This window comes from Sporosarcina sp. P2 (genome assembly GCF_002743255.1).
GTDB lineage: Bacteria > Bacillota > Bacilli > Bacillales_A > Planococcaceae > Sporosarcina.
The window spans coordinates 23,945-49,457 of record NZ_PDYY01000010.1; the positions used below are offsets into that span (position 1 = coordinate 23,945).

A 25,513-nucleotide genomic window follows, 5' to 3' on the forward strand; every position below is an offset into this window, starting at 1 on the left:
TCATGAACTTTGAGACAATTGTCGGATTAGAAATCCACGTAGAGCTTAAAACAGATACTAAAATCATGTCTCCAGCACCCGCTCATTTTGGGGCAGAGCCGAATAAAAATATACACGTAACAGACATCGCGTATCCTGGTGTTTTACCTACGTTAAATAAAAAAGCTGTTGAATTTGGAATGAAGGCATCTATGGCACTAAACTGTGACGTTGCGCCGATCATGAACTTTGACCGCAAGCATTACTTCTATCCTGATAATCCGAAAGCTTATCAAATCTCTCAAGACAAGCGTCCTGTAGGAGCAAACGGTTGGATTGAAATTGAAGTAGACGGTAAGAAGAAAAAAATCCGTATTGAACGTGTACATTTAGAAGAAGATGCAGGTAAACTAACGCATACAGAAAATGGCTATTCATTAGTCGACTTAAACCGTCAAGGAACACCATTAATCGAAATCGTTACAGAAGCAGATGTGCGTTCTCCAGAGGAAGCATATGCATTTCTGGAAAAACTAAAAGCGATCATTCAATATACAGGAGTATCTGACGTACGTATGGAAGAAGGCTCACTTCGTTGTGATGCAAATATTTCCTTACGTCCATACGGTCAAGAAAAATTTGGAACGAAGACAGAGTTGAAAAACTTGAACTCGTTTAACTTTATTCGCCGCGGTATTGCTAATGAAGTAGCGCGTCAGGAAAAGATTCTCTTGTCTGGCGGTACTATTCAACAAGAGACTCGCCGTTATGATGAAGCAACTGGTGACACGGTATTGATGCGGATTAAAGGCAGTGCCAATGATTATCGCTTTATTAATGACCCGGACTTACCTGAAGTTCATATTGAACAGGAATGGATTGACCGTGTTCGTAAAGAAATTCCTGAATTACCAGATGCTCGTAAAGCACGTTATGTGTCTGAACTGGATCTTCCGGAATATGACGCACACGTACTAACTTTAACAAAAGAAATGTCTGATTTCTTTGATGCAACAGTAAAAGCTGGAGCGGATCCTAAATTGGCTTCCAACTGGTTGATGGGGGATGTATCTGCCTATCTTAATGCAGAATCGAAAGAACTGCACGATACTCCACTGACGCCTGAAAACTTGGCGCAACTTGTAAAATTGATTACAGATGGTACGATTTCTTCTAAAATCGCGAAAAAAGTATTTATTGATCTCGTGAAAAAAGGCGGAAACCCTGCCGATATCGTCAAAGAAAAGGGACTTGTCCAAATTTCCGATGAAGGTACATTGCGTACAATCATTACCGAAATTCTAGACAACAACGAACAATCAATAGAAGACTTTAAAAATGGTAAGGATCGCGCAGTTGGGTTCTTAGTTGGACAAGTTATGAAAGCTACCAAAGGACAAGCGAATCCACCACTTGTTAATAAATTATTGATGGAAGAGATCAAGAAGCGCTAATCTATCAATTAAATGAAAACGTTCCAGGAGAGGTCAAAATAGCCTGAACCTGGACGTTTTTCCACGTTAACTTACACAGTGAAACAGGGGGGGATTGTATTGAAAACAGAACAACAATATTTTGAAGATGCTGTATCCCTTCAAACGAATATGGACAAAATGGAAACACATAAGGAAAACAGTTTTTTGATCTATAATGCATTTGAAGTACCACAGGATGATGAATTTATTGAATTGTTGAAAGAAAAGCAACCCCATATTTTAGTCATTACAGAAGACTGGTGTGGAGATGCCATGCTAAATAATCCCATCCTTCGAAAAATTGCTGAAGCTGCCAATCTAGATGTTCGCGCTGTTTTGAGGGATGAAAATCCAGAGCTGATTGATCAATATTTGACGAATGGTGGACGTTCGATTCCTATGTATCTGCTATTAAATGCTGCAGGTGAGGTAGTGGGTAAGTGGGGACCACGGGCACCAGTACTTCAAAAGTTTGTCATGGATGGTCGTGCCAAGTTGCCAGCTAAAGATGCACCTGATTTTGAAGATAAACAAAAAATGTTTTATTCCCAATTGACGGCTGAATATACATCTAAGCCCGAAAATTGGCTTGCTGTTTATAGTGATATTCGGTCGACATGGCTTCCTGTTTTACAATTGTCTCAGTAATTAAGTGTAAGAAACCATTTGAAAATGGTAAAGGTCTGATTTGTTTCAGACGCGAAAGGATCGAGGGGAAAGTGTATGAAACGTGCACGCATTATTTATAATCCGACTGCAGGAAGAGAAGTCTTCCGTAAACATTTAGCAGAAGTCCTCGAAAAATTGGAGAATGCGGGTTATGAAACATCCGCTCACGCTACAACTTGCGAGGGTGATGCAACAGCGGCAGCGCGAGACGCGGTTCGCAGAGGTTTCGATGTGATTATTGCTGCAGGTGGCGATGGGACGCTCAATGAAGTAGTTGAAGGTGTCGGACATTTTGACAAACGTCCAAAAATCGGCTTGATACCTATGGGAACAACGAATGATTTTGCAAGAGCATTGCGTATACCGAGAGAAATCGATGACGCTGTAGATATCATTTGCCAAGGAGATTCGATTCCGGTCGATGTAGGTTTGATGAATGATCGCTACTTTATTAATATAGCGGGTGGCGGCCGAATGACGGAATTGACATATGAAGTTCCAAGCCGTTTAAAAACAGTAATTGGTCAGTTGGCTTATTATTTAAAAGGAATTGAAATGTTGCCTTCCATACATTCCAGTCATCTTCGTATTGAGTATGATGGAAATGTATTTGATGAGGAAGCCATGATGTTTTTGATTGGCTTGACCAACTCGGTTGGCGGGTTTGAGAAATTAGCACCTAACTCCAGTATCAACGATGGATATTTTACATTGCTTATTTTAAAGAAATGCAATATTGCAGAATTTATTCGTGTGGTTACGCTAGCTTCCCGCGGAGAACATCTGGATGATCCTTTAGTTGTTTCAGCGAAGGCGGAAAAAATTGTGGTGACTTCCAAAGACGAAGTGTTATTGAACTTAGATGGAGAGTACGGTGGCGTATTGCCAGCAACTTTCCAAAATTTATATCAACATGTCGAGATGTTCGTACCGCTTCAGAAATTACGCCCTCAGGATAAAGTGAAGCAAATCAAATAAAAGAAATAATAAAAAGACTATTCCAGTCGAATTACTAACGTTCGGATGGAATAGTCTTTTATTGTGAAAAATTAATTGGGTGAGCCCGATGCAATGAGCATCGTATCAGGTCGATATCAGATGTATTCAATCGCTTCTCCTTGTTTAGCAGCTAACTTTGGCACTTCTTTCAACGGCATCCAACGATAGCTGAATAATTGACCTGCGTCTTTACCTTCACCTTCTACGATATATTCCCATTCGTGCTTGTTTTCTCCTGTATAGGAAAAGTGGAAAATCGTACGTTCATAAATTACATTTTTATCTTCCGGGAAATATTTTGAAGCTTTTACTTTACCTTCTAGTATAAGTTCATCACGCACGATACCGGATTCTTCTTCGATTTCTCGATATAATGCATCCAATAATAGTTCGTTGCGTTCGATTGTACCACCAGGAACTTGTAAACCTGCTTCAGGCTGATCCTTTTGCTCATAAACAAGCAATTTACGGTGTCTGCCTTCCCCTTTTGTAATATACGCTATGACTTTTCTTTTTACTCTTTTCATTGACTTTCACCTCTCATTAGTTAACTAATTATACTGTAAAAACTAACAAATTACAAGTGAAATGGGTTAATTTATTAGTATACAATAATAAGATGTGCTATGAATGCAGAAATACGTCTAAATTTCAACAAATCGCTTTAAATAGGTTATTGAAAGGTGTTTTAAGGGAAAGCCTAAAATAGAATTGTGCTTAGGAGTGATTAGGTGTATAAAAGGCAAGAAAAGCGTCTGATGTGGTTGGCATTTATTGTAGCGGGTATAATGTTGCTATCAATTATTGGAAGATCATTCTCGTGAAAAGAGGAGGTGGCCTGTGTGGATCCAGTTTTATATTCTAGAATCTTGACCGAACTAACTTTATCGTTTCATATTATCTATGCCACCATAGGGGTCGGTGTCCCGCTCATGATTATGCTAGCCCAGTGGGTGGGTATCAAGAAAAACGATGAGCATTATATTTTGTTGGCTAGACGTTGGGCACGCGGTTTCGTTATCACCGTGGCAGTAGGGGTAGTGACAGGAACAGCAATTGGTTTGCAGTTGTCCTTATTATGGCCGAACTTTATGGAGCTTGCGGGAAATGTGATTGCATTACCATTATTTATGGAGACATTCGCTTTCTTCTTTGAAGCAATTTTTCTCGGTATTTACCTTTATACATGGGATCGTTTTGAAAATCAAAAGAAACATTTTCTACTCCTTATCCCTGTCGCGCTTGGAGCTTCATTCTCTGCAGTATTCATAACCATTGTAAATGCCTTTATGAATGCACCACAAGGCTTTAACCTAGTGAATGGAGAATTAATTAACGTCAATCCACTTGTGGCAATGTTCAACCCCGCCATGCCCACAAAAGTGGCACACGTAGTCGGGACAGCTTATATGACATCCGCCTTTTTATTGGCGGCTATTGCAGCATTCCGTTTGTTGCGTGGTTCGAATCACGTCTATCATAAAAAAGCGTTATATCTGACATTGAAAGTGGGATTCATTTTTAGTGTGAGTGCAGTGTTGGTTGGAGATTTATCAGGTAAGTATTTAGCAGAGTATCAACCTGAAAAACTGGCGGCTGCAGAATGGCATTTTGAAACGGAAGAAAATGCTCCATTAATTTTGTATGGTGTGTTGGACGATGGGGAAGTTAAATACGCCATTAAAATACCGTACGCACTTTCTATCTTAGCACATGGATCTCTTAGTGCAGAAGTCGTTGGGTTGGATCAATTTCCTGAAGAAGATATCCCTCCGCTCTATATTCATTACCTCTTTGATATTATGGTAACGATCGGAATGACATTAATGATGTTGTCAGCTATATACTGGATTGGTATGTGGCGAAGATGGTCATTTGTCGAGTCACGCTTATTCCGTTGGCTAATTGTCGCGGGAGGACCACTCGTTTTCATTTCTCTTGAAGCGGGTTGGTGGCTAGCGGAAGTAGGACGTCAGCCGTGGATATTGCGTAATATTATGCGTACTTCGGAAGGCGCGACAACTAGCGGGCAAGTACCGACTATGCTTGTGCTTTTTGCGCTTCTTTACCTGGTTCTAGGAGTCGGTAGTGTTGTTGTTTTAAGGAGAATGTTCATCAGGAATCCTGTAGAACAAGAAATCAAAGATCGGCAGCAGGAGAGAGGCGGTGACATTCGATGAATATCGAAATTCTTGGGATTACGGTATTGTGGGTGTTTTTGTTCGGCTACATTCTAATTGGTGCCATTGATTTTGGAGCAGGTTTTTTCAACGCATACAGTTTATTTACGGGCAGACAGCGAATATTGACTAATGTCATTCAGCGCTACTTATCGCCAGTCTGGGAAGTAACGAATGTCTTTTTAGTATTCTTCTTCGTAGGAATTATTGGATTCTTCCCGAAAACCGCCTTTTATTATGGCACTACATTGCTAGTCCCGGTGAGTTTTGCCATTATTCTTCTGGCAGTTCGAGGTTCCTACTATGCATTTGAGACGTATGGAGCCCGTGGTCATAAAGGATATTCATTTGCCTACGGTTCCACGGGTTTATTACTTCCGGCATCACTATCGATTGTTTTAACAATTTCTGAAGGTGGATTTATTGAAATAGTGAATGGACAACCGGTTTTGGATTACTGGAAGTTGTTCACTAGCCCATTAACTTGGTCGATTGTAGTGCTTAGCATAGCGGCAACACTTTATATCTCTTCCGCATTTTTGACGTGGTATGCGAACAAAGCCGGGGATCACGAGGCGACGCATCTTTTGAGGAAATACGCGCTAATCTGGGCATTTCCAACGATCATCGCAGCTGGCGGGATTATATTTGAATTACGTAAGCATAATCCGCTCCATTACGAGAGTATTCAAACGTTCTGGCCTTTGTTTTTGATATCGCTCGTACTGTTTCTGGGTACGGTTTACCTCATTTGGAGACAGCGTCATTATGGTGTGGCGTTCAGTTTACTAATAGGACAGTTCGTGTTCGCTTTCTTTGGCTATGGGGCATCGCATTATCCGTACTTGCTCTACCCGTATTTGACGATCTACGATAGCTTTACGAACCAAGCAATGGCGGTTGCTTTAATCATTGCTTTCATATGTGGATTATTGCTTCTAATTCCATCGCTTTATTTACTATTACGTATGTTCCTGTTCAATAAAGAATACGTAAAAGGAAACGAAAATCATCATGCATAAGGAGGCAATACGATGAATGAATTTTTGATTTTCTATGCGCCTTTTTTGGTGATCATTGCGGGTATACTATTATCGTTCTTTGTGGTCTTGAAAGACGATGCAGTGACTAGAAATGAGTATAAGGAAAATAAAGAAACAGACGTGTGATTACGTCTGTTTTTTTGTTTGCTTCCCCGTGTTACACTAGAAGTATCTGAAAGATGGAGGAAAAATCATGAGCTTTGCAGTAAATAAAAATGAAAAGATACGAGTGACGATAGAAGATCTGACACATGATGGAGCGGGCGTAGCGAAAGTAGAAGGCTATCCGTTATTCATTCAAGGAACGTTGCCTGGAGAAACAGTCGATGTCCATGTATTGAAGACATTGAAGAAATATGGATTCGCCAAACTGCTAAATATCGTGGAACCATCTCCATCCCGTGTAACGCCACCTTGTCATGTATTCCCGACATGTGGTGGATGTCAATTGCAGCATTTGTCCTATGAGAGTCAGTTGATACAAAAACGCAAATCGGTACGCGATGTAATGGATCGGATAGCTAAGCTCCCTGACGTGCCTGTACATGAAGTAAAAGGCATGAATGATCCGTGGCGTTACCGCAATAAATCACAAATTCCATTTGATACGGAGAACGACCGTGTAATTACTGGCTTCTATAAAGCTCGTACACATCACATTGTCGATACAGATGTTTGTCTGATCCAAACGAAAGAAGCAGACGAACTGATGACGATGCTTAAGTATAAACTTCAACAGCTTGGTATCGAGACGTATGACGAATATACACACAAAGGTTTGCTACGTCATGTAATCGTTAGAAAAGCACGTCAGACGGGTCAAGTCATGGTTGTACTCGTTACGCGACATAAAAAGTTCCCGCAAAAAGACGCGGTAGTCGAATTAATTCTACAACAATTACCGAACGTGACGTCTATTATGCAAAATGTGAATACAGCGAATACAAATGTCATCATGGGGAATGATATGATTAATCTATACGGAGCGGATGTCATTATTGATCGGATTGGAGATACTGAATTCGAGATTTCAGCACGTTCTTTCTATCAAATAAATCCTATTCAAACGGAAGTACTGTACCAACAGGCACTTGATTATGCTGACCTAACCGGAAATGAAACGGTAGTGGATGCGTATTGTGGAATAGGAACGATTTCATTGTTCTTGGCTAAACAAGCGAAGGCTGTTTACGGAGTTGAAATAGTACCGCAGGCGATAGAAGATGCAAAGCGTAACGCGGAACTAAACAGTATTACTAACGCACATTTTGAAGCAGGTCCTGCAGAAGAGGTTATTCCAACTTGGTACGCGCAAGGTAAGCAATTTGATGTATTAGTCGTCGATCCACCACGTAAAGGGTGCGATGAAAAATTACTAGAAACCATTCTAACTTATAAACCGAAGAAGATTGTGTATGTGTCTTGTAATCCAGGAACATTGGCACGTGATTTACGCATTCTCGAAGATGGCGGCTATCGCACGAAGGAAGTTCAGCCGGTAGATATGTTCCCGCATAGTAGTCATGTGGAGTGTGTGGCGTTTATAGAGTTGAAATAGCTTGGCGACAACGGGTTAGTAATTTCAGTAAATATAGATGTATATTTTAAAAACCCTCGGACGGATAGTTCGAGAGTTTTTTTTGACCTTACGGGGAATCAAAACGTTATGTGAAATACGGAACAACCGATGTTATATTTTAATAAATAACGGAAAAACGAACGAAGAAATATCGTAAGTTTCGACTTCATGTTACAATTACTGAATTAGTTCATAATGTGAAGGAGGTTACACAAATGGCATTAGATATATTGGAGATCATGTATATATTTTTAATAATTATAGCTATAGGAATTCAAGTTGTATTATATAAAAGTAAAACCAATAACAGTATAATCATTATCAATATGTTATTTGGCCTGCTTTTATCCTACTTGGCGTTTACATCTTTTCCTACAAACTTTACAATTCAAAAAACTCTATCTATTTTAATGGGGATTGTAGCTGTATTGGCAGTTGTTATGAAGTTTAGAAGTAATGAGCTTGTGTTTTTAAGTAAAATTGCGTTCTCGATTTCTATCGTGGTTAGCTTAGGGTTGCTGTTTTTATAAAACACCTTTTACTGTGAACACACAATGCCTATTCGCCCAGGTGAAATGACAAAACAGTATAGTCCAATTCAGACAAGACACCGTGTAAATTAGTGCCTTGTCTTTTTTTATTTTTCAATCATAGCAACAGCATATTTCAGCATACTAGATATACTTATTGTGAGCAGGATGTGGGGATTCCATTTCTTCCGCAATCGCCTTCGTTTCATGAATCGTACCGTACGGATGATTTGGCGGTGCATAAATAGAATACAATTTGATAGGAACAGTACCGGTATTTAATAAATTATGCCAAGTCCCAGCTGGAATAATAACAATATCCTGATCTTGAATGTGTCGCTCGAGGTCTACTTGATCTTTTCTATGTCCTATCTGAACGATACCTTGCCCTTCCTCAAGCCGAATAAATTGATCGGTATGTGGGTGCATTTCCAAACCCACATCTTCTCCCGGCGAAATACTCATTAGTGTGAGCTGAAAATGGTCACCTGTCCATAGTACGGTACGGAACGTTTGGTTTCGTGTTGTTGCCTCTTCTATATTGATCGTGAAAGGCATTGGCCCATAATCCGTTCGACCATCGTGTGGTAACACAGACGAATTTTCAGCTTGATTCATTTGCTGTAAAGGCAATAAGTTAAAACATGGATATATATACACAGGCTGATACCAACACACTAATTTGAAATTAGAAACAGCTGGATTGATCACACTCATTCCTTTCATTATGTTTTGACCATAGTATATGCCTTACATACTGATCTGTGTTTAATTGAAAGTGATAGGGAAAAGAGAGTAAAACAACTAAACGCACAGTGACTAGAATACACAAAGTGGTCATATGTAAGCGTTTCGACTTTGAATGAATTGTGAAAGTCTTCACAATGTAACCAAATCGTTTGCTGAGCGTAGTATACTAAGGTTAACAAGAGAAGTTGGTCATGGATTCTCGCTTAAAGAATTAAAATACAACCAAAAAGGAGACTGAACAACATGTGGGTTATCACATTGTTCGAAACAGAAAAGGTACGGATCTTTGAATATGCGGAGAAATTAGAGGCTACAACTGCTATGAAGAAGTTCAATCAGTACGCTGTTTTATCCTACACAAAGTAAAATCACTGAACAAACATAGAGAGAATACAAATAAATGATTAAAATGTAAACCAAAGGGAGACTGACAAACATGTGGGTAATTACTTTATTTGATCAAGCAAACGTACGAATATTTGAGTATGCGGAGAAGGTAGATGCGATGAACGCAATGAAAAACTTTAGTAAATATGCCGTTCTTTCTTACACGAAATAAGAAGTGATCATTTTAACCGTAGCGTACGTAGCTGCGGTTTTTTATATGTACGTGTTGTTGAAATATATCTAGTCAGAGAGGCTAATTTATAGAAACTGCTGAAAAAAGTACTTTCTTGTTGATGAAAAGATTAAGTTAAATTGAAAATATATGCATAAATTCTATTTCGCTAATAAGAAAACGTTTGCAGACACAATTGCGACATATGTAAGCGTTTTGACTTTGAATGATTTGTGAAACACTTCACATATCGGTTTCTTTTGTTGTAGAACAGAGTATGATAAGGGTAACAAAAGAAATTGGTTAGCAGATTCCATTCAAGGAACTATGCTGCCAAACAAAAGGGAGACTACACAACATGTGGGTTATCACATTGTTTGACCAAGCAAACGTACGAATCTTTGAATATGCTGAGAAGGTCGACGCAACAAATGCAATGAAAAATTTTAACAATTACGCAGTCCTGACATACACATACTAAGCGTTGGCTTTATTATTGATAAATGAATACACATTAAAAGGAGACTGGAAAACATGTGGGTAATTACATTATTTGATCAAGAAAACGTACGAATCTTTGAATATGCTGAGAAGGCAGAAGCAACAAGTGCAATGGAGAACTTTAACAAGTACGCAGTCCTAACATACACATACTAAGCACTGACTTTACTATTGATAAATAAATACAAATTAAAAGGAGACTGGAAAACATGTGGGTAATTACATTATTTGATCAAGCAAACGTACGAATTTTTGAATATGCTGAGAAAGCAGAAGCAACAAATGCAATGAAGAACTTTAGTAAATATGCTGTTCTTTCATACACAAAATAATTTTACGAAAACAGAACCGTAGCGATTTAGCGCTACGGTTTTTTTATGCATCTGTAATTTTTGTTAGGTTCAATATGGATTCTCACACAATCTACTATGCTAGAATACGACTATATCAACCATTACGTCAGGCTAGTAAAGAAGGGAATTATATGTTTACTAATTTGAATACATTTTTACAACGATGGATTGCCATCTTAACACCTCTCAGCTTAGTAATAGGTGTCGTGTTTCATCAAGTAGGGGAGCAGTTATTGTTTATTGTCTCCTGGTTGTTTGCGTTTATGACGTTCGTTGGCAGTCTTGGCATGAATATAAAAGAAGTACACATGGTCAGGAAGTATCCTGCCGTAGTACTTGTTAGCATCGCTTTTCTGCACATAGTGATGCCGGCATGGGCGTACTTTTTATCCACGGTATTTTTTGATGATCACTTACTGACGGTAGGTTTTGTGTTAGCAGTCGCAATCCCGACAGGTGTTACGAGTGTGATTTGGGTGACTATTTCGAAAGGCAATCTACCTCTATGCTTATCTATCATATTGATTGATACATTATTGGCACCTATCATTTTACCGGTTATTCTTCATATCGTCGTGGGAGAAAGAGTATCCATTGATAGTATGTCACTAATACTTAATTTACTTTGGATGATCGTACTACCTACAATAGCAGGTATTACGTTAAATGAACTCTCAAAGGGGAGTGTTCAAAAGAAATGGGGACCTCGCTTAGCTCCTTTCTCTAAATTAAGTTTGTTTGCGATTGTTGCGATTAATGGTAGTGCAGTAGCGCCTTATGTGCAGAAGATTTCTTTTGAACTCGTCGGTATTATTGCGCTTGTACTGTTCATAGCATTAACGGGCTATGCAACTGCCTTATGGATAGCGCATGTACTGTGGAGAGATCCAGTGATTGCTACGACGTTCATGTTTGTGGGCGGCATGCGAAATATCGCGACAGGTGTTGTCATCGCGACAACGTTCTTTCCGCCGAAAGTCGCAATGCCTGTCGTTTTCGGTATGCTCTTCCAACAAGTACTTGCCTCTATATTCAATAAGGTGGGGAACAGGTATGGAAGACGTCATTTCAAGATTAACGAAGAGATATAAAATAAAACAACTGCCGTCATTCTGTGAACAGAACACGGCAGTGGTTTTATTTTTTCTTCTTTTTATTTTTTGGCCTAGATCCAAACTCTGCAGAAAACTCTTCTAAAGAATGGCCCTCTGGATGTTGATTATTACTGTTACTGGCTTCTTTGTTTTTATTTTCATACGTTTTCAACGGGTTATGTGTCCGTTCATTCATGTTTTTCTTATTATTTTTATTCGCCATGTTCGTCCACCTCCTACAGACTAGAATGGACAAAAGTCGAAGTTTTATGCGGCGGCTGACAATATCAAAAAACGTCTAAAAGATGTTATCATGACTAAAAGAAGAGGTGGAACTATGCGAAAAGTATCTAGAGTATTCCTGTTACTCGTCGTCGGTGCACTTTTTATGATAACAATAGGGTGTTCAAATCAAGAGAACGATAAGAATGAACAATCCAAACAAATAGACATGCGAAATCAACAGAAAGAACAAGAGCTGATTGCGGTACACGATGCCGCTGAAAAAGGAAAGCTACCCAGTCAACCATGGCAAGTGGGGAAAACTACTTTTCAACAAGTCCAAGAACAGTTGGGGAAAGCTGATAAGGTAGAACGTGATCGTAAGGGAATATATGCATCTTATAAAAAAGAAAAATTGAAGCTTCGTTTGACAGAGAACAAGAAGGTTTATAAATTACGTATAGCGAAATCGAAATTCGTTGACATAACGCAATTGCAGACTAAGGAAGTACTAGGAGTTCCAGATGGACTTGAACAAGTAGGTGGGCAAACAGCATTTATTTATGAATTGAATGATGAATACCAATTAACTTTGTTGTTTTCTTCAGCAGAAAACGATGCAACCATCGCAGAAATTGCTGTTCTCCATAAGCCGAGTGCGGAGATTCAGGATGTGATACAGGAAATGCAACTTGATGAAAAACTCGGTCAATTGATTCTTATGGGTGTGCAAGGTCCGCAACTGGATTCTGTAGCGAAGGGATTTATTCAAGATAGGCATGTCGGTGGCATTATTTTATTTAAACGCAATTTCGTTTCTGTTTCGCAATCGCTTAGTTTGATTAATGATTTGAAACAGGCGAATACGAATGCGAAAACGCCGTTATTTATTAGTGCAGACGAGGAAGGTGGACGTGTTACACGATTGCCAAAAGAACTCGTAAAAACACCTTCTAATCGTAAAATCGGACAAGCTGAAAACGGGAAATATGCATATGATGTTGGAGAGTTAATTGGCCGCAAAATGAGTGCATTCGGATTGAATATGAATTTTGCACCTGTACTGGACGTCGATAGCAATCCGAATAATCCAGTGATTGGTGATCGCTCGTATGGCCATGACGCACGGCTAGTCAGTAAAGCAGGAATCGAGCAGGCCAAGGGTATGATGTCGCAACATGTCATACCTGTCGTCAAACACTTCCCAGGACACGGTGATACCAGTGTAGACTCACATATTGATTTGCCCGTGATCAAGCATACTAAGGAGCGCTTGAAGAACGTAGAACTAATTCCCTTTAAACAGGCGATTGAAGGTGGCGTAAATGCGATTATGGTCGGACACTTACTTGTAGAGGCATATGATCCGAAAACGCCTGCATCATTTTCAAAAATCATCATTCAAGACGTATTACGTGATGAATTACAGTTCGATGGTGTGGTGATTACAGACGACTTGGTCATGGGAGCAATTGAAAAGAACTATACAATTGGAGATGCGGCAGTTCAATCTATTGCAGCGGGTGGAGATATTTTACTTGTTGGGCATAAATATACGCCAGTAGACGAGCTACTCACTGCATTACAAACGGCTATAAGTGAAGGAGTCATTACAGAACAACGAGTCAATCAAAGCGTCGAGCGGATTTTACTGCTAAAGCAACAGTATAAAGTGGTGGATATTCCACAAGAGCAAGTCCATGTGGAAGAATTGAATGAAAAAACGAAGGAGCTTGTAAAGAAAATTCAATCGGGTATTTAACGATAAAGGGGTGTTTGCATGGAAGAACGTGTTCTTTTGTTACATGGTTTCAATAAAAATTCACGTGATATGCAGACGTTGTCTATCTATTTAGAACATCAGGGATTTCATTGCAGATCACTCGACTTACCGTTAACATATCATGAATTTGACCAATCCATTTATCTTGTGGAAAAATATTTGTCCGATATGATCTCACAAAAAGATACTCCTATTCATTTGGTTGGTCACAGTACAGGCGGTCTACTTATTCGAAAAGTGTTGCAAGAAACTGAATGGAAGGATTCAATTGGTCACTGTGTGCAAATTGCTACGCCAAACCGTGGAAGTCAGCTGGCGCATGTGGCGAGTAAAATTACAGGATACACTGAACACTACAAGACATTACGCTCATTAAACGCAACGTATATTGAACAGTTAAACTTGCCGGATATGACTCCTTTTGCGATTGGCGCAATTGCGGGGAATCGAAATCATTTATGGCTTGGGAAATTGCTTCAAGGAGAAAATGATGGACGAGTAGAGTTGGATTCAGTTTATTATCCGGGACTTGCTGATTTTATTAAGTTGCCCTATGGACATAAAGAAATTCATCACCAGAAAGAAGTAGCGGAATTAACTGCACGTTTTTTGCTAACTGGGCATTTTTGATGAAGCATTGCTATTTCACTTGAAAAAATTCACAGCTCCAATTACCTTGTAATATTCACTTCAGCGGGCATGCTATAGCTGAGGGAATAAGGAGGATGATTGGATGAGTATTAGCGAAGAATTGAAAAAGTTGAAGGCATTTCACTGTGATGATCGATGTGTGCTGTCAGTATACTTAAACACGAATCCTGCAGATCCTGACCAACAACAAGCTGCGTGGAGAATTCATTTGAAATCAGGGTTGAAGAGACTTGATGAATACCTCGTCGCATCCGGAGATGAAAAAGAATTGACTGCATTTCGTTCATTGAAAGACCGTGTGATGAAAGAAGTTGAAGATAAGCAAAATGATTTGGCGAAAGGGGTTATCATTTTTGCGGCAGCGGATCCTGAAATATGGTCTGTTCATTATGTTCAAGTAGCAGTCAAGACGAGCTTTCATTGGGAAAACCAAGCCATGACGAATGAATTTGAGTATATGTTACAAGCATATCCAGAAGCGGGAATTATACTCCCAAGCTACAGTAATGTCCGGATTTTGGATACAGCAATGGGGAGAGTCCATGAAGAAACGGTGTATGAATTTGATTCGGGTCTCGATGTCTGGAAAGAACAGAAAGGTGTTAAGTCGTCCATACAACGGGGAGTAGGTGGACATACAGACGAATTTGATCATCGGTTAAAGGAGAATCTGGATCGTTTTTATAAAGGCATGGGTTCTGTAGTGGGTAACATGAAAAAGAAGCGCGGATGGAAAGAAGTGCATGTGGCAGGGGAAGCCGAACTGGCCAATAGCTTCGCGTCCATCTTGCGTGAAAAACCCGCAAGCTGTATTCATAAAAACTTTGGAAAATCGAACAATAATCACGTCATCCAAAAGATTTTCGAATCCCGCTAAGAAGAATCAAAAGAGGATGTCCTAGAAGTCAGCGACTTCTAGGACATCCTTTCTTTATGTAGTTTGTTTTTTGAAAAAATTCAAATACAGTTAAAGGGATTGAAGTTTCAGTTTCACTACATTCCTTTAATGGATAATAATTAAAGGAATTTCAGAATATTACTAGTATACTAAGTTCTAAAGGGGGGAATGACATGGGAAGAGGCAGAAAGATTACACTGTGGGCACTCAGTATACTGTCAATTATAGCTGTGTTTGTTGTGATATTTGAAAACGCTTACATTTTGAAGTCGAAACCGCTTGTAGAAGGAAACCATCAAGTCACATTCATCGATCAAGAAGTAATCGTTACACGGGATAACAATGGGGTACCGCATATCAACGCTGCTTCGGATGAAGATCTATACCGAGCGCAAGGTTATGTGCAAGCGCAAGACCGTTTATTTCAAATGGATCTAGCCCGAAGGCAGGCGAGCGGTCGTCTGGCGGAAGTCATCGGTGATAAGGCAGTCGATACTGATAAGTTATTTCGTACATTTAGTTTGCGAAATGCCGCAGAAGCTTCATATGATGGATATGGAGAACAGGCAAAAGCAGTACTTGGCTGGTATGCGGAAGGAGTCAATGCATTCATTCGGGAAGCTATATCGGAAAATCAATTGTCTTATGAATTTGCACTTCTTGGATATGAGCCTGAAGAGTGGGCACCGATTGATTCATTAACGATCGGGAAGTATATGGCTTATGACTTGGGGGGGAGATGGCAACCGCAAGCCTTCCGCCACTGGGCGATCAATGCGTTTCCAGAAGAAAAAGTGAAAGATTTATTCCTGACGTATCCGAAAAATGCAGAATCTATCATGACGGCTAATAAAGAGCATAACGTAGAGGTAGCGGGACGCTTTCTACCGGAACTTTCACCACCTGAATTCAATGGAAGTAACAACTGGGTAGTATCAGGAGAAAAGACGGCTTCCGGTAAACCGTTACTGGCTGATGATCCGCATTTAGGACTGAGTACTCCGTCTATTTGGTATCAAATGCATTTACAATCCCCTGAACAAAATGTTGAAGGAGTAATCTTTGCCGGAATTCCTGGAATTATTTTGGGGAATAATGAAGATATCGCATGGGGGGTTACGAACGTTGGACCGGATGTGCAAGATCTTTATATTGAAGTACCGCACCCAAGTAAAAAAGCTCAATTCCGTTATGATGGCAAGTGGGAACAAGCAGAAGTACGGGATGAGACGATTAAAGTGAAAGATGCTGAAGATGTTCCCTATGAAGTACTTGTCACAAAACACGGTCCGATTATTTCAGACGTTATGTACAAAGAAGAAAACCCTGATGCATTATTCTCCATGCAGTGGACGGCACTCGAGCCCACGCTTGAGCTCGAAGCAATTATGGAAATGAATAAATCAACAGATTGGAAAAGTTTTGAGAAAGCATTGGAGAAGTTTCATGCACCTGCACAGAACTTCGTCTTCGCTTCGACGGACGGCACAATCGCGTATAAAGCAAACGGTCGCATTCCCATCCGTAAACAAGGTGACGCACAATTGGCAGTGCCAGGAGATTCTTCTGATTATGGTTGGGAGGGTTATATTCCCTATGAAGAACTACCACGTGTAGTTAATCCCGAAGAAGGTTTCATCGCCACAGCAAATAATGAAGTGGTAGATGAAAATTATCCATATCACATCACAAAGTTCTGGGCACAACCATACCGCTTTGAACGGATTGCAGAAGTGCTGCGAGGAGGAGATAGTTTCACAGTGGATGACATGATGAAACTGCAAATGGATCAAAAAAACCTTTACGCTGCGGAATTCCTGCCATCCATGATTACATCAGTAGAGAACAAAGACCAATTAGGTGATTACAAAGAAGTATTAAATACATTGAAACAATGGGATCAAGTTGATTCAAAAGATAGCAGTGCTCCGCTAATTTTCCACAAATGGATGAAACAACTGCAAATCGATATGTTCCGCAATGAAATGCCGGATGATGTCTATGAACTAATGCCAGGTAAAAACCAGATTACAGACGAACTTCTGCGTAAAGGCTATAGTGGTGAAAAAAGTGTCTGGTTAGAAGAAAAGCGGGGCATTGATCAATGGGTGTATAATTCATTTATTAACGCAATAAATAAAATTTCTGATGACTTCGGTGACAAACAACAAAAATGGGCATGGGGCGACTATCACCAACTGACATTCCCACACCCGCTAGCAAGCGCATCACCTGTATTCGCCAAATTATTAAATCCCGAAAAACAGCCAATCGGTGGTTCCAATATTACAGTGCAAGCTGCTTCCTTTAAAGACGACGGCTCCGTTAACCACGGCGCATCATGGCGTTTTGTTGCAGATCTAGACGACTTAACAAAAACATATCATGTCGTTGGGCCCGGCCAAAGCGGACATCTGAAATCCAAATGGTTCCACGACCAAGCAGAAGACTGGGCAAAAGGCCACTACCACGAAACACTCATGACACAAGAAATCCCTGACGGACGTGTACTTACGTTGCAACCGACCGGTGAATAATGAAAAATGTATGATTAGTTAATTATGTAGGATTAGGCTGAAGACAAACTCCTGAATTAGGGGGTGTCTTTAGTCTTTTTTCCATTTTAATTTTGTATCAAAACATAAAATTAAGAAGCGATATTAGTTGATCGTAAGTCTAAGACTACCGGAGGGTGAGCGTGCGCCTGAAACGTCGTTCAACGGTGCTTCCTCAAATCCTTATCTATTCTTATTCTATATGATAAAAAAATTACTCTCATGGTATACTATATGAATTCTAAATTGCACGGCACTATTGGAGGAATCGTCTAATGAAACATCTAGCAGGCGGCGTACAATGGACCATCTTTCTCATTGCATCATCTATTGCTGCCCCCATCGCAATCGCGCACGCCTTTGGTATGGACTCAGTAGCGACATCGCTATTTATGCAAAGAACTATATTTATTCTCGGTGTTGCCAGTCTGATTCAGGCATTTTTCGGACATAAAATGCCCATCAACGAAGGTCCCGCAGGCTTATGGTGGGGAATTTATGTGGTCTATGCCGGTATGGTCGGCATTTTTTATACAACCTCAGCAGACGCCTTGCAAGCATTGCAAAGTGGTATGTTATACAGCGGTGTGATATTCATGATCCTAGCAGCGACAGGAATCATCACGAAAATGAAAGTACTCTTCACACCAGCAATCACGTTTACGTATCTAATGTTGCTGATCTTACAATTAAGCGGAACCTTTATTAAGGGAATGATAGGGATAGAAGAAGTAGGAGACCATCTGGATTCAGTCATTTTTCTCGGAAGTTTCATTGTTTTACTCATCACGTTTGTTGCGATGGCAAATAAACGCCCGTTCATATCTAAATATGCGATATTGATCTCCATTGCACTTGGCTGGGGGATTTTCTTGCTACTAGGAAAAACACCAACTATCGCGAAAGTGTCCGATCAGCTAATCCAACTACCAAAAATGTTTGTTTATGGAAAACCTGTATGGGATAGTGGTGTTCTCGTTACAGCGATTTTCATTACATTATTGCTAGTAGCGAATATGCTTGCATCAATACGTGTCATGGAACATTTGTTGAAGGAATCTTTTCATATTAAAGCGCCAGATCGATTACGCCAAGGAGCATTTGCTTCAGGATTCATCCATCTGATCGCAGGCGCTTTTTCCGCCATTGGATCCGTACCGATTTCAGGATCTGCTGGATTTGTTGGTACGACACGTATGCCATCTATAAAACCATTTATTATTGGCAGTACGCTATTAGTACTCATTACACTGTTTCCAAGTATTATGGCGATATTTGCGGCTTTACCAGCGCCAGTTGCATACGCTGTAACTTTCGCCATCTTTACAAAAATGGTCTCGATGGCATTCAATGAACTCGACGCTGATCCAGAAAAGGAGCGTGCTCGCCAAGCTGTAGCTTTTGGATTAATGGTAGGTGTAGGGACTATGTTTGTCCCCGGAGAAAGTTTGTCGCAACTTCCTCCCATTGTAGCTTCCACATTATCTAATGGATTGATTACAGGAACGATTCTCGCAATACTTATTGAGCAATACATGATACGCAGAAGTCGGAGAAATTATTATAGTAAGATGTAAAAAGCCAAACAGTATGAACTGTCCGGCTTTTTCACGAATTATTTTCTTTTATCCTCTGTTGCCCGATAGACTTCTTTCAAAGCATCCCGATATTCTTTACCGCTTGCATTTTCTCGGGCACGTGAAGCTTCTTCGGCAGATACTTCAAACTCCATTCCCATTTCTTCGTTGATCGTTCCTTTATGAAACAAATGACGTATATCTCGATCCATAGAAATCCCTCCTACTCATAATATGGTGTAATTTGCGATAGTCATACATAAAGAAGAGGAATTCAGCAAAAGAAAGAGGATTCATTATCAAATTGTCGAAAGAAGTAAAGTAGTAACACAATTTAGAATAGGGAGAGGATCTGCACATGAGTAAAAAAGTATTGATTCTTGGTGGAGATGCAGTAGAAGCACTGGAAATTTTCTATCCTTATTATCGTTGTTTGGAAGAAGGATTCGACACAACTATTGCTTCACCATCAGTAAAAAAATTATATACCGTTACCCATGATTTCATCGATGGAATGGAAACGTATGTTGAAAAACCCGCGTATGGCTTGGATTCACATATTGCCTTCAAAGATGTCAATCCTGCAGACTATGATGCGCTCATTATTCCAGGTGGACGTGCACCAGAGTATATTCGTCTAGATGAATCATTACCAGATATTGTCCGCCATTTCTTTGAAGAGAATAAACCCGTGGCGGCAGTTTGCCATGCTGCTCAAGTGTTATCCGTTATTCCTGATCTCATGCAAGGCAGGGAATATACAGCATATATCGCGTGTAAGCCAGACGTTACAGCAGCTGGTGCTACGTATATAGAAAAAGATCTTCATACAGAAGGGAATCTAGTATCAGGACATGCTTGGCCAGATCTTCCAGGCTTAATGAGAGAATTCATGAAAATGATCAATAAATAATAAAACGTAAAGCACATTAGGCTTTGCGTCAGACTGAAGACGTTTCCAGAAGTGGAATCGCCTTCGGTTTTTTTATATATTGATTTTAGTAAGCCCAAAAAACAACTATCAAAAAGATAATAAATGGAATCATTAATGCTAAAAATAAACCGGCAACAATCATAATCGTGCCAAATCCACGCCATGAAGAGAAGTGATGGATAATCCCAATCCCTTTCGATAATATCACTGTACTAAAGATACTTAGAGCCAATGTTAGTAAATTAGCGAGTAATAATACAATAGATAATGATCCAAAAACGTCAACACTTGCAGTATTCGTCATATCCTCAAATAAATTCTTGCCGTAAATAATGACTAATAGCAAGTTAATCGGCATCATCCAAATCAAAGGTATCGAAGCGATTGGCGTCATTTGCACCATATCCTTAAAGTTCCCTTTACCTCCGAGCCATTTACCTACCCACGTGTAGAGAGCAGAACTAATGAACAGGCTGATCATAGTCCCGATGAACGATGACACGATACCGAGTAGGATCATTACCGGCAATGACAGATTGGGTAAAATATCCGTTTCAGCGAATGATGTTATACCGACGCTGACCGACGTAAGGAATAAGATGAAAAAACTATAACTCCATGTTTTGTATTCAAGAACATAATGAATCGTTTGTTTAGGTTGTGTCCATATTGAAATAAGTGGTTGCATAGGAAGACCTCCTTTCATATAGTCTACTATACGTTCAAAGACTACCATATGTTTCATAAAGTTCGTTTGAAATCCTCGAACAGTAAAAATTAGCAGGGATTTGCTATACTTTCTCTAGTAACTATTAGAGGAGGAATTATTCATGGCAAAATTATTTAGTCCTTATAATATACGTGGTGTAGAGTTTAAAAACCGTATCGCAATGGCACCGATGTGTATGTATTCTTCACATAATCAGGATGGGAAAGTAGAAGACTGGCATAAAATCCACTACGCAACGCGTGCGGTAGGACAAGTTGGTCTGATCATCGTTGAAGCAACAGCCGTTCAACCGCAAGGAAGAATCTCAAGTGAGGATTTAGGGATCTGGTCAGATGAGCATATTGAAGGTTTAACTGAAATCGTTCGTTTAAACAAACAGCATGGTGCCCGTACCGGTATCCAATTAGCACACGCAGGAAGAAAGGCGACAGTGGATGGAACAATTCATGCGCCAAGCCCTATTGCGTACAATGAAAAACACAAAACACCGACAGAAATGACTGTCACTGATATTGAAGAAACCATTGAAGCATTCAAACAAGGAGCGCTCCGTGCCAAACAAGCTGGATTTGACGTGATTGAAATCCATGGTGCACATGGCTATTTACTTAATGAATTCCTGACTCCACTATGTAATCATCGTGAAGATGAATACGGGGGATCAGCAGAAAATCGCTATCGCATACTTAGGCAAGTAATTGATGCAATTCGTTCTGTTTGGGAGGGTCCGTTATTTGTCAGAATCTCGGCAGAAGATTATCAAGAAGGCGGCATGGATTCTTCGCAGTATGCAGAAATGGCGGGCTGGATGAAAGAACAAGGTGTCGATCTAGTCGACGTTAGCTCAGGTGGAGTAGTTCCGGCTGCTATTCATCCTTTCCCAGGCTATCAAGTGCCATTTGCAGATACAATCCGTCAGCGAGCAAATATTGCAACGGGTGCAGTAGGATTGATCACATCAGCCCTACAAGCAGAAGAAGTTTTACAAAATGACCGTGCGGATATCATATTGCTCGCTCGCGAATTATTACGTGATCCTTATTGGGCGTACACAGCAGCAAAAGAACTGGGAGTAGAAATCGAATCACCCGTTCAATATACACGCGGTTGGATATATTAATCCATTCGTTTTGTACTTTACGTTTTATTATCAAAAAATAATAACTCAGCACGAATCCCATCATCAATATGTAAGATAGCGAAAGAGTAATGGGGTAATTTTCGCTTATCTGTTGGTGAACCAGGATTCAGTAATAGGGTTTTATTCAAGTAACGAAGCATAGGAATGTGGGAGTGTCCGAAGACGATGACGTCCAGTGGCACTCCTTCAAATGCTTCAATAGCCCGTTTTTCTGTAGTCTTTTTCTCGCCATGACCATGTACTAATCCAATGTTTACGTGCCTCGCTTGAATCACTTGCTGCAATGGAAACCGTTCTTTTATATCCTCGTCATCCACATTTCCAAAAACGCCTTTTACTTCCGCAAATTCAGAAAGCATCTGCACGACTTCGACCGATTTCCAATCACCTGTATGTAAAATTAAATCGGCCGTCTCACATTCTTTTATTAATCGTGATGGCAAACCTTTTCCTCTTCCAGGCATATGTGTATCTCCTGTAACGACGATTTTCATACTGAACCTCCTGTATTTGTAATTGCTTATATCATTTCCATTCTCGCTGAATAGCAAACAAAGAATCGGACATACTACTGCTATGACGGGAGGCAATTTTATGGAAGACTATACATTTACGGATGCGGTACTGGCAGATTACAAAACTGGTATGGGTGCAATGAGCGAACAGTTGCCGAAGTTCATGAAATCATTCCACGCATTTACGGAAATTGGTTTTGAAGAAGGAGAAATCAGTCAGAAATATAAACAGCTGATTGCACTAGCAGTAAGTATCTATGCACATAGTGAGTTCTGTATTATTTTCCATACAAAAGCTTGTATGGATGCAGGTTGTACAGTTTCAGAAGTATTAGAAGCTGTTGGTGTTGCAGCTACGCTTGGTGGTGGAAGTGCCTTAAGCCAAGCAGTCACATTGGTTATGCAAACGATTGATGAATTACAGGATAATCCGAAATCTTTACAATAAAAAAACATCTTATCGATCGCCATTCGATAAGATGTTTTTTTATTTCATATGTTTCATTATGCGAAAGACGGGGTAACGGATATACAGCATAGTATGGTAGAGGAGGATAAAACGTTGATTCAAACATCAAACGCTTTATTGACAAAAGAAGACTTTACAGAACGTAATGATTTACCGGAATGGTTACGTAGAGAATATCAAACATTTCATGATATTGTGACCGATAAAACATTCCCATGCTATTTTGGTATGGCTGGTGAAAATAAAGGCGAGTTGCGCTATGCCTATATTTCACAAAAAGACTGGTCGAACTTACCGCAAGCGCTAGAAGCTTTTTTAAAACTATTTGAAAATCCAAAGCATAAACGCCATGGTCTGTTTGTATTTGTTGAACCCTTTGAAAAAGAAGGAACAATAGAAGAATATCGCCAACAGTTTTGGGATATTTTGCAATACTTGCATAAAGAAGATAAAGAAGAATGGCCTGCTGAAGCGCCACGAGATCCTGATCATTATCTGTGGGACTTTCATTTCCAAGGTGAGCCGATTTTTGCTTTTGGTAATGCACCCGCCTATAAGCAACGCAAAACGCGTGATTTGGGAAATGCAATGGTCATCGGGTTCCAGCCGCGCAAAATTTTTAAAGGTCTAACAGGTACGGAAAAAGGCGGAATTAACTCACGTGAAAAAGTTCGTGAACGTGTAGAGGTATGGGATAATCTACCGAAGCATCCCGATATCAGCCATTACGGAGATCCGACGCATAATGAATGGAAACAGTTCTTCATCGGCGACGACAGTGTGCCGTTAACAGGAAAGTGTCCATTCACTCATAAGGATATGTAAACTGAGGATGTCTCTGCAGTCGTGAACTTACGGTTGCCGGAGACATTTTTATATGACTGAGTTTCGAAACCAAGGATGAATAAAAAGAGGTGAGTGAGTAGATTGAAGCTAGAACCCGGGACGCGTATTTTATAACCAATGTGGTGAGTCTATAAATTTGCAGCCCCTTACTCATCCACTCCATTTCAAATCCCTCTCTATTTTTAATTGCTTAACAGGCCTCCATACTTTTATGATGTACATAAGAGGGGTGCGTAAAAATGAAAAAATACGATCAAGAAGTTCGGGGCTTACTAGTGGATGATGAAACGCGCTGTATCCATTACGCAACAGAAACAGACAGAATTGCCATCAAGTTCTATTGTTGTGAAATCTATTATCCATGTCACCTATGCCATGAAGAAGCGGGTTGCGGCCATCACGCTGTTTGGCCAGTTAGTCGATATAATGAAAAAGCCATACTGTGCGGTAATTGCGGCCACGAACTCACCATTACTGAATACTTACAATGCGACTATCAATGTCCTTCTTGCGACGCGGGGTTTAATCGAGGGTGTGGTCTGCATAAGGAGCTATACTTCGAAAATGAGGCGAGCCACTAATTGGTTTTAACTGTGACTAACAGGGAACACTAAGTAAAACAAGTAAAGTGAGGGGTTTGCATGAAGATGCCGACGATGGATACAGAAGAATTACTGTTATTTGCAAAAGAGGCAGATGAATCGGGAACAACTTGGATTCAGCAAGCCGATTATGAAGCAGAAGAGGCAATCATGACGGATGAAGACCTTGCCGGCAAAGAACCTTTGCAACGGCTTAGAATAGTAGTGGAGTCGGATGGAAATACCAAATACTTCGAAACCCTTTTCTATACAGGGGCTGAATTAGAAGAGTTAATGAGCGAACTAGAACCGGTTTTCAAGAAATATCCTAAAAAAGTGCTAGATTCAGATGAGATGGATGAAAAAATACAAGGTTTAAAAAAATAGTAAAGAGGATCTTCTGCCAAAAATTCGGCAAGAAGATCCTTTTTTCATTCCAAGTACTGTAGTATTTCTTCAATTGCTAGTTCACCGGCAATTTCCCAACGACTTTTATCACGAATTTCTGCATCTCGATCCAACGGTTCTTGGAATTGATTGAAAGAACCACTTATTAAAGAACTTGAGTCGGGATCTAATCCCGTATTCACCACATGTTTGATGACGTAAGGTTTTTTAAATTTAATGGATGTGTTGAAATCATCAAGTTCACCGTCATGAACTTCAAAGGGGACACGTAAGTAAATGGTTTCGCCAGCTTCTCTATGAAGGATGGAATCAAAACTACCTTTATGATAATCCCAGCCTCCGCCAAAATGATACCCGTGCTGATCGACTTTATCCCGTAAAGTCCCAAAACAAGCTAGTTTGCCTTCAATCGGCGTATCTAATTCCAGCATGAAATCACTCCTTTTTAACAGCATTCCATACTAGCAAATATTTATACATCCCCAAAAAATT

General features: G+C 40.0%; 32 protein-coding genes. 25 read left to right on the forward strand and 7 right to left on the reverse strand.

Features of this window, described 5'->3' with window-relative positions; all coding sequences use genetic code 11:
- Nucleotides 1–2 precede the first annotated feature (2 nt).
- The 3 genes from gatB to CSV67_RS11260 all read left to right on the forward strand — a co-directional run bounded on the left by gatB (nucleotide 3) and on the right by CSV67_RS11260 (nucleotide 3,101).
- The gene (gene gatB, locus CSV67_RS11250) at nucleotides 3–1,433 is read left to right on the forward strand and encodes an Asp-tRNA(Asn)/Glu-tRNA(Gln) amidotransferase subunit GatB (protein ID WP_099631684.1); all 1,431 of its coding nucleotides are present in this window, start codon (nucleotides 3–5) and stop codon (nucleotides 1,431–1,433) included.
- Between the two features lie 99 nt (nucleotides 1,434–1,532).
- Nucleotides 1,533–2,102: a thioredoxin family protein gene (locus CSV67_RS11255; RefSeq protein ID WP_099631685.1), complete on the forward strand. Its 570-nt coding sequence runs from the start codon at nucleotides 1,533–1,535 to the stop codon at nucleotides 2,100–2,102.
- A 75-nt stretch (nucleotides 2,103–2,177) separates the two neighbouring features.
- Nucleotides 2,178–3,101, forward strand: coding sequence for a diacylglycerol kinase (locus CSV67_RS11260; RefSeq protein ID WP_099631686.1), 924 nt, complete (start codon nucleotides 2,178–2,180; stop codon nucleotides 3,099–3,101).
- A 116-nt stretch (nucleotides 3,102–3,217) separates the two neighbouring features.
- On the opposite strand, the gene CSV67_RS11265 is transcribed toward CSV67_RS11260, so the two are convergent.
- Complete coding sequence (locus CSV67_RS11265) at nucleotides 3,218–3,649, reverse strand: NUDIX hydrolase (protein WP_099631687.1); 432 nt, start codon at nucleotides 3,647–3,649, stop codon at nucleotides 3,218–3,220.
- 315 nt (nucleotides 3,650–3,964) lie between these two features.
- Here CSV67_RS11265 and CSV67_RS11270 point away from each other — a divergent pair, with 315 nt between their 5' ends.
- The 5 genes from CSV67_RS11270 (at nucleotide 3,965) to CSV67_RS11285 (ending at nucleotide 8,454) form a co-directional block, all read left to right on the forward strand.
- Entirely contained in the window at nucleotides 3,965–5,302 is a 1,338-nt protein-coding gene (locus tag CSV67_RS11270) for a cytochrome ubiquinol oxidase subunit I (protein WP_099631688.1), read from the forward strand.
- On the forward strand, nucleotides 5,299–6,324 hold the full coding sequence (locus CSV67_RS11275; RefSeq protein WP_099631689.1) for a cytochrome d ubiquinol oxidase subunit II: 1,026 nt from the start codon (nucleotides 5,299–5,301) through the stop codon (nucleotides 6,322–6,324). Before CSV67_RS11270 ends, CSV67_RS11275 begins: the two co-directional genes overlap by 4 nt.
- Before the next feature lie 12 nt (nucleotides 6,325–6,336).
- Nucleotides 6,337–6,471, forward strand: coding sequence for a cytochrome bd oxidase small subunit CydS family protein (gene cydS, locus CSV67_RS17010; protein ID WP_255397358.1), 135 nt, complete (start codon nucleotides 6,337–6,339; stop codon nucleotides 6,469–6,471).
- Between the two features lie 67 nt (nucleotides 6,472–6,538).
- A complete protein-coding gene (rlmD, locus tag CSV67_RS11280) occupies nucleotides 6,539–7,903 on the forward strand; it encodes a 23S rRNA (uracil(1939)-C(5))-methyltransferase RlmD (protein WP_099631690.1) in 1,365 nt (454 codons plus the stop codon).
- Between the two features lie 236 nt (nucleotides 7,904–8,139).
- Nucleotides 8,140–8,454, forward strand: coding sequence for a hypothetical protein (locus tag CSV67_RS11285; protein WP_099631691.1), 315 nt, complete (start codon nucleotides 8,140–8,142; stop codon nucleotides 8,452–8,454).
- A 144-nt stretch (nucleotides 8,455–8,598) separates the two neighbouring features.
- Here CSV67_RS11285 and CSV67_RS11290 read toward each other — a convergent pair whose 3' ends face one another.
- The gene (locus CSV67_RS11290; protein WP_199173171.1) at nucleotides 8,599–9,171 is read right to left on the reverse strand and encodes a cupin domain-containing protein; all 573 of its coding nucleotides are present in this window, start codon (nucleotides 9,169–9,171) and stop codon (nucleotides 8,599–8,601) included.
- Nucleotides 9,172–9,447: 276 nt separating this feature from the next.
- On the opposite strand from CSV67_RS11290, the gene CSV67_RS17015 reads away from it, so the two are divergent.
- The 6 genes from CSV67_RS17015 to CSV67_RS11295 all read left to right on the forward strand — a co-directional run bounded on the left by CSV67_RS17015 (nucleotide 9,448) and on the right by CSV67_RS11295 (nucleotide 11,708).
- Nucleotides 9,448–9,570 carry a hypothetical protein gene (locus CSV67_RS17015; protein ID WP_255397359.1) on the forward strand — a complete coding sequence of 41 codons (123 nt, stop codon included), beginning with the start codon at nucleotides 9,448–9,450 and terminating at the stop codon, nucleotides 9,568–9,570.
- A 70-nt stretch (nucleotides 9,571–9,640) separates the two neighbouring features.
- The gene (locus CSV67_RS17020; RefSeq protein ID WP_255397322.1) at nucleotides 9,641–9,763 is read left to right on the forward strand and encodes a hypothetical protein; all 123 of its coding nucleotides are present in this window, start codon (nucleotides 9,641–9,643) and stop codon (nucleotides 9,761–9,763) included.
- A 358-nt stretch (nucleotides 9,764–10,121) separates the two neighbouring features.
- A complete protein-coding gene (locus tag CSV67_RS17025; protein WP_255397323.1) occupies nucleotides 10,122–10,244 on the forward strand; it encodes a hypothetical protein in 123 nt (40 codons plus the stop codon).
- Nucleotides 10,245–10,297: 53 nt separating this feature from the next.
- Nucleotides 10,298–10,420, forward strand: a complete 123-nt coding sequence (locus tag CSV67_RS17030) for a hypothetical protein (protein ID WP_255397360.1) — start codon at nucleotides 10,298–10,300, stop codon at nucleotides 10,418–10,420.
- 53 nt (nucleotides 10,421–10,473) lie between these two features.
- Nucleotides 10,474–10,596 (forward strand): hypothetical protein, encoded by a 123-nt coding sequence (locus CSV67_RS17035; RefSeq protein WP_255397325.1) that lies wholly within the window; start codon nucleotides 10,474–10,476, stop codon nucleotides 10,594–10,596.
- Between the two features lie 152 nt (nucleotides 10,597–10,748).
- A complete protein-coding gene (locus CSV67_RS11295; protein ID WP_099631693.1) occupies nucleotides 10,749–11,708 on the forward strand; it encodes a bile acid:sodium symporter family protein in 960 nt (319 codons plus the stop codon).
- 46 nt (nucleotides 11,709–11,754) lie between these two features.
- Here the strand turns inward: CSV67_RS11295 and CSV67_RS11300 are convergent, their stop codons facing one another.
- Nucleotides 11,755–11,934 (reverse strand): hypothetical protein, encoded by a 180-nt coding sequence (locus CSV67_RS11300; RefSeq protein ID WP_099631694.1) that lies wholly within the window; start codon nucleotides 11,932–11,934, stop codon nucleotides 11,755–11,757.
- A gap of 114 nt (nucleotides 11,935–12,048) precedes the next feature.
- Here CSV67_RS11300 and nagZ point away from each other — a divergent pair, with 114 nt between their 5' ends.
- The 5 genes from nagZ to CSV67_RS11325 all read left to right on the forward strand — a co-directional run bounded on the left by nagZ (nucleotide 12,049) and on the right by CSV67_RS11325 (nucleotide 19,397).
- Entirely contained in the window at nucleotides 12,049–13,695 is a 1,647-nt protein-coding gene (gene nagZ / locus CSV67_RS11305; protein ID WP_158232929.1) for a beta-N-acetylhexosaminidase, read from the forward strand.
- 18 nt (nucleotides 13,696–13,713) lie between these two features.
- A complete protein-coding gene (locus tag CSV67_RS11310; protein ID WP_099631696.1) occupies nucleotides 13,714–14,346 on the forward strand; it encodes an esterase/lipase family protein in 633 nt (210 codons plus the stop codon).
- A 103-nt stretch (nucleotides 14,347–14,449) separates the two neighbouring features.
- The gene (locus tag CSV67_RS11315; RefSeq protein ID WP_099631697.1) at nucleotides 14,450–15,244 is read left to right on the forward strand and encodes a VLRF1 family aeRF1-type release factor; all 795 of its coding nucleotides are present in this window, start codon (nucleotides 14,450–14,452) and stop codon (nucleotides 15,242–15,244) included.
- A gap of 194 nt (nucleotides 15,245–15,438) precedes the next feature.
- Nucleotides 15,439–17,802 carry a penicillin acylase family protein gene (locus CSV67_RS11320; RefSeq protein ID WP_099631698.1) on the forward strand — a complete coding sequence of 788 codons (2,364 nt, stop codon included), beginning with the start codon at nucleotides 15,439–15,441 and terminating at the stop codon, nucleotides 17,800–17,802.
- Nucleotides 17,803–18,095: 293 nt separating this feature from the next.
- The gene (locus CSV67_RS11325) at nucleotides 18,096–19,397 is read left to right on the forward strand and encodes a purine/pyrimidine permease (RefSeq protein WP_099631699.1); all 1,302 of its coding nucleotides are present in this window, start codon (nucleotides 18,096–18,098) and stop codon (nucleotides 19,395–19,397) included.
- A 38-nt stretch (nucleotides 19,398–19,435) separates the two neighbouring features.
- Here the strand turns inward: CSV67_RS11325 and CSV67_RS16685 are convergent, their stop codons facing one another.
- Nucleotides 19,436–19,609 carry a hypothetical protein gene (locus tag CSV67_RS16685; protein ID WP_158231675.1) on the reverse strand — a complete coding sequence of 58 codons (174 nt, stop codon included), beginning with the start codon at nucleotides 19,607–19,609 and terminating at the stop codon, nucleotides 19,436–19,438.
- A gap of 146 nt (nucleotides 19,610–19,755) precedes the next feature.
- On the opposite strand from CSV67_RS16685, the gene CSV67_RS11330 reads away from it, so the two are divergent.
- Complete coding sequence (locus CSV67_RS11330) at nucleotides 19,756–20,310, forward strand: DJ-1/PfpI family protein (RefSeq protein ID WP_099631700.1); 555 nt, start codon at nucleotides 19,756–19,758, stop codon at nucleotides 20,308–20,310.
- Nucleotides 20,311–20,395: 85 nt separating this feature from the next.
- Here the strand turns inward: CSV67_RS11330 and CSV67_RS11335 are convergent, their stop codons facing one another.
- Entirely contained in the window at nucleotides 20,396–21,019 is a 624-nt protein-coding gene (locus tag CSV67_RS11335; RefSeq protein WP_158232930.1) for a Yip1 family protein, read from the reverse strand.
- Nucleotides 21,020–21,161: 142 nt separating this feature from the next.
- Between CSV67_RS11335 and namA the strand changes: the two genes are divergently transcribed.
- Nucleotides 21,162–22,181 carry an NADPH dehydrogenase NamA gene (gene namA, locus CSV67_RS11340; RefSeq protein ID WP_099631702.1) on the forward strand — a complete coding sequence of 340 codons (1,020 nt, stop codon included), beginning with the start codon at nucleotides 21,162–21,164 and terminating at the stop codon, nucleotides 22,179–22,181.
- Between the two features lie 17 nt (nucleotides 22,182–22,198).
- On the opposite strand, the gene CSV67_RS11345 is transcribed toward namA, so the two are convergent.
- On the reverse strand, nucleotides 22,199–22,696 hold the full coding sequence (locus CSV67_RS11345; protein ID WP_099631703.1) for a metallophosphoesterase family protein: 498 nt from the start codon (nucleotides 22,694–22,696) through the stop codon (nucleotides 22,199–22,201).
- 100 nt (nucleotides 22,697–22,796) lie between these two features.
- Between CSV67_RS11345 and CSV67_RS11350 the strand changes: the two genes are divergently transcribed.
- The 4 genes from CSV67_RS11350 (at nucleotide 22,797) to CSV67_RS11365 (ending at nucleotide 25,000) form a co-directional block, all read left to right on the forward strand.
- A complete protein-coding gene (locus CSV67_RS11350; protein WP_099631704.1) occupies nucleotides 22,797–23,165 on the forward strand; it encodes a carboxymuconolactone decarboxylase family protein in 369 nt (122 codons plus the stop codon).
- Nucleotides 23,166–23,258: 93 nt separating this feature from the next.
- On the forward strand, nucleotides 23,259–24,011 hold the full coding sequence (locus tag CSV67_RS11355; RefSeq protein ID WP_099631797.1) for a YqcI/YcgG family protein: 753 nt from the start codon (nucleotides 23,259–23,261) through the stop codon (nucleotides 24,009–24,011).
- 260 nt (nucleotides 24,012–24,271) lie between these two features.
- Nucleotides 24,272–24,613: a CHY zinc finger protein gene (locus CSV67_RS11360; protein WP_099631705.1), complete on the forward strand. Its 342-nt coding sequence runs from the start codon at nucleotides 24,272–24,274 to the stop codon at nucleotides 24,611–24,613.
- 66 nt (nucleotides 24,614–24,679) lie between these two features.
- Nucleotides 24,680–25,000 (forward strand): hypothetical protein, encoded by a 321-nt coding sequence (locus tag CSV67_RS11365; protein ID WP_099631706.1) that lies wholly within the window; start codon nucleotides 24,680–24,682, stop codon nucleotides 24,998–25,000.
- A gap of 44 nt (nucleotides 25,001–25,044) precedes the next feature.
- Here the strand turns inward: CSV67_RS11365 and CSV67_RS11370 are convergent, their stop codons facing one another.
- The gene (locus CSV67_RS11370) at nucleotides 25,045–25,452 is read right to left on the reverse strand and encodes a YugN family protein (RefSeq protein WP_099631707.1); all 408 of its coding nucleotides are present in this window, start codon (nucleotides 25,450–25,452) and stop codon (nucleotides 25,045–25,047) included.
- Between the last annotated feature and the right edge of the window lie 61 nt (nucleotides 25,453–25,513).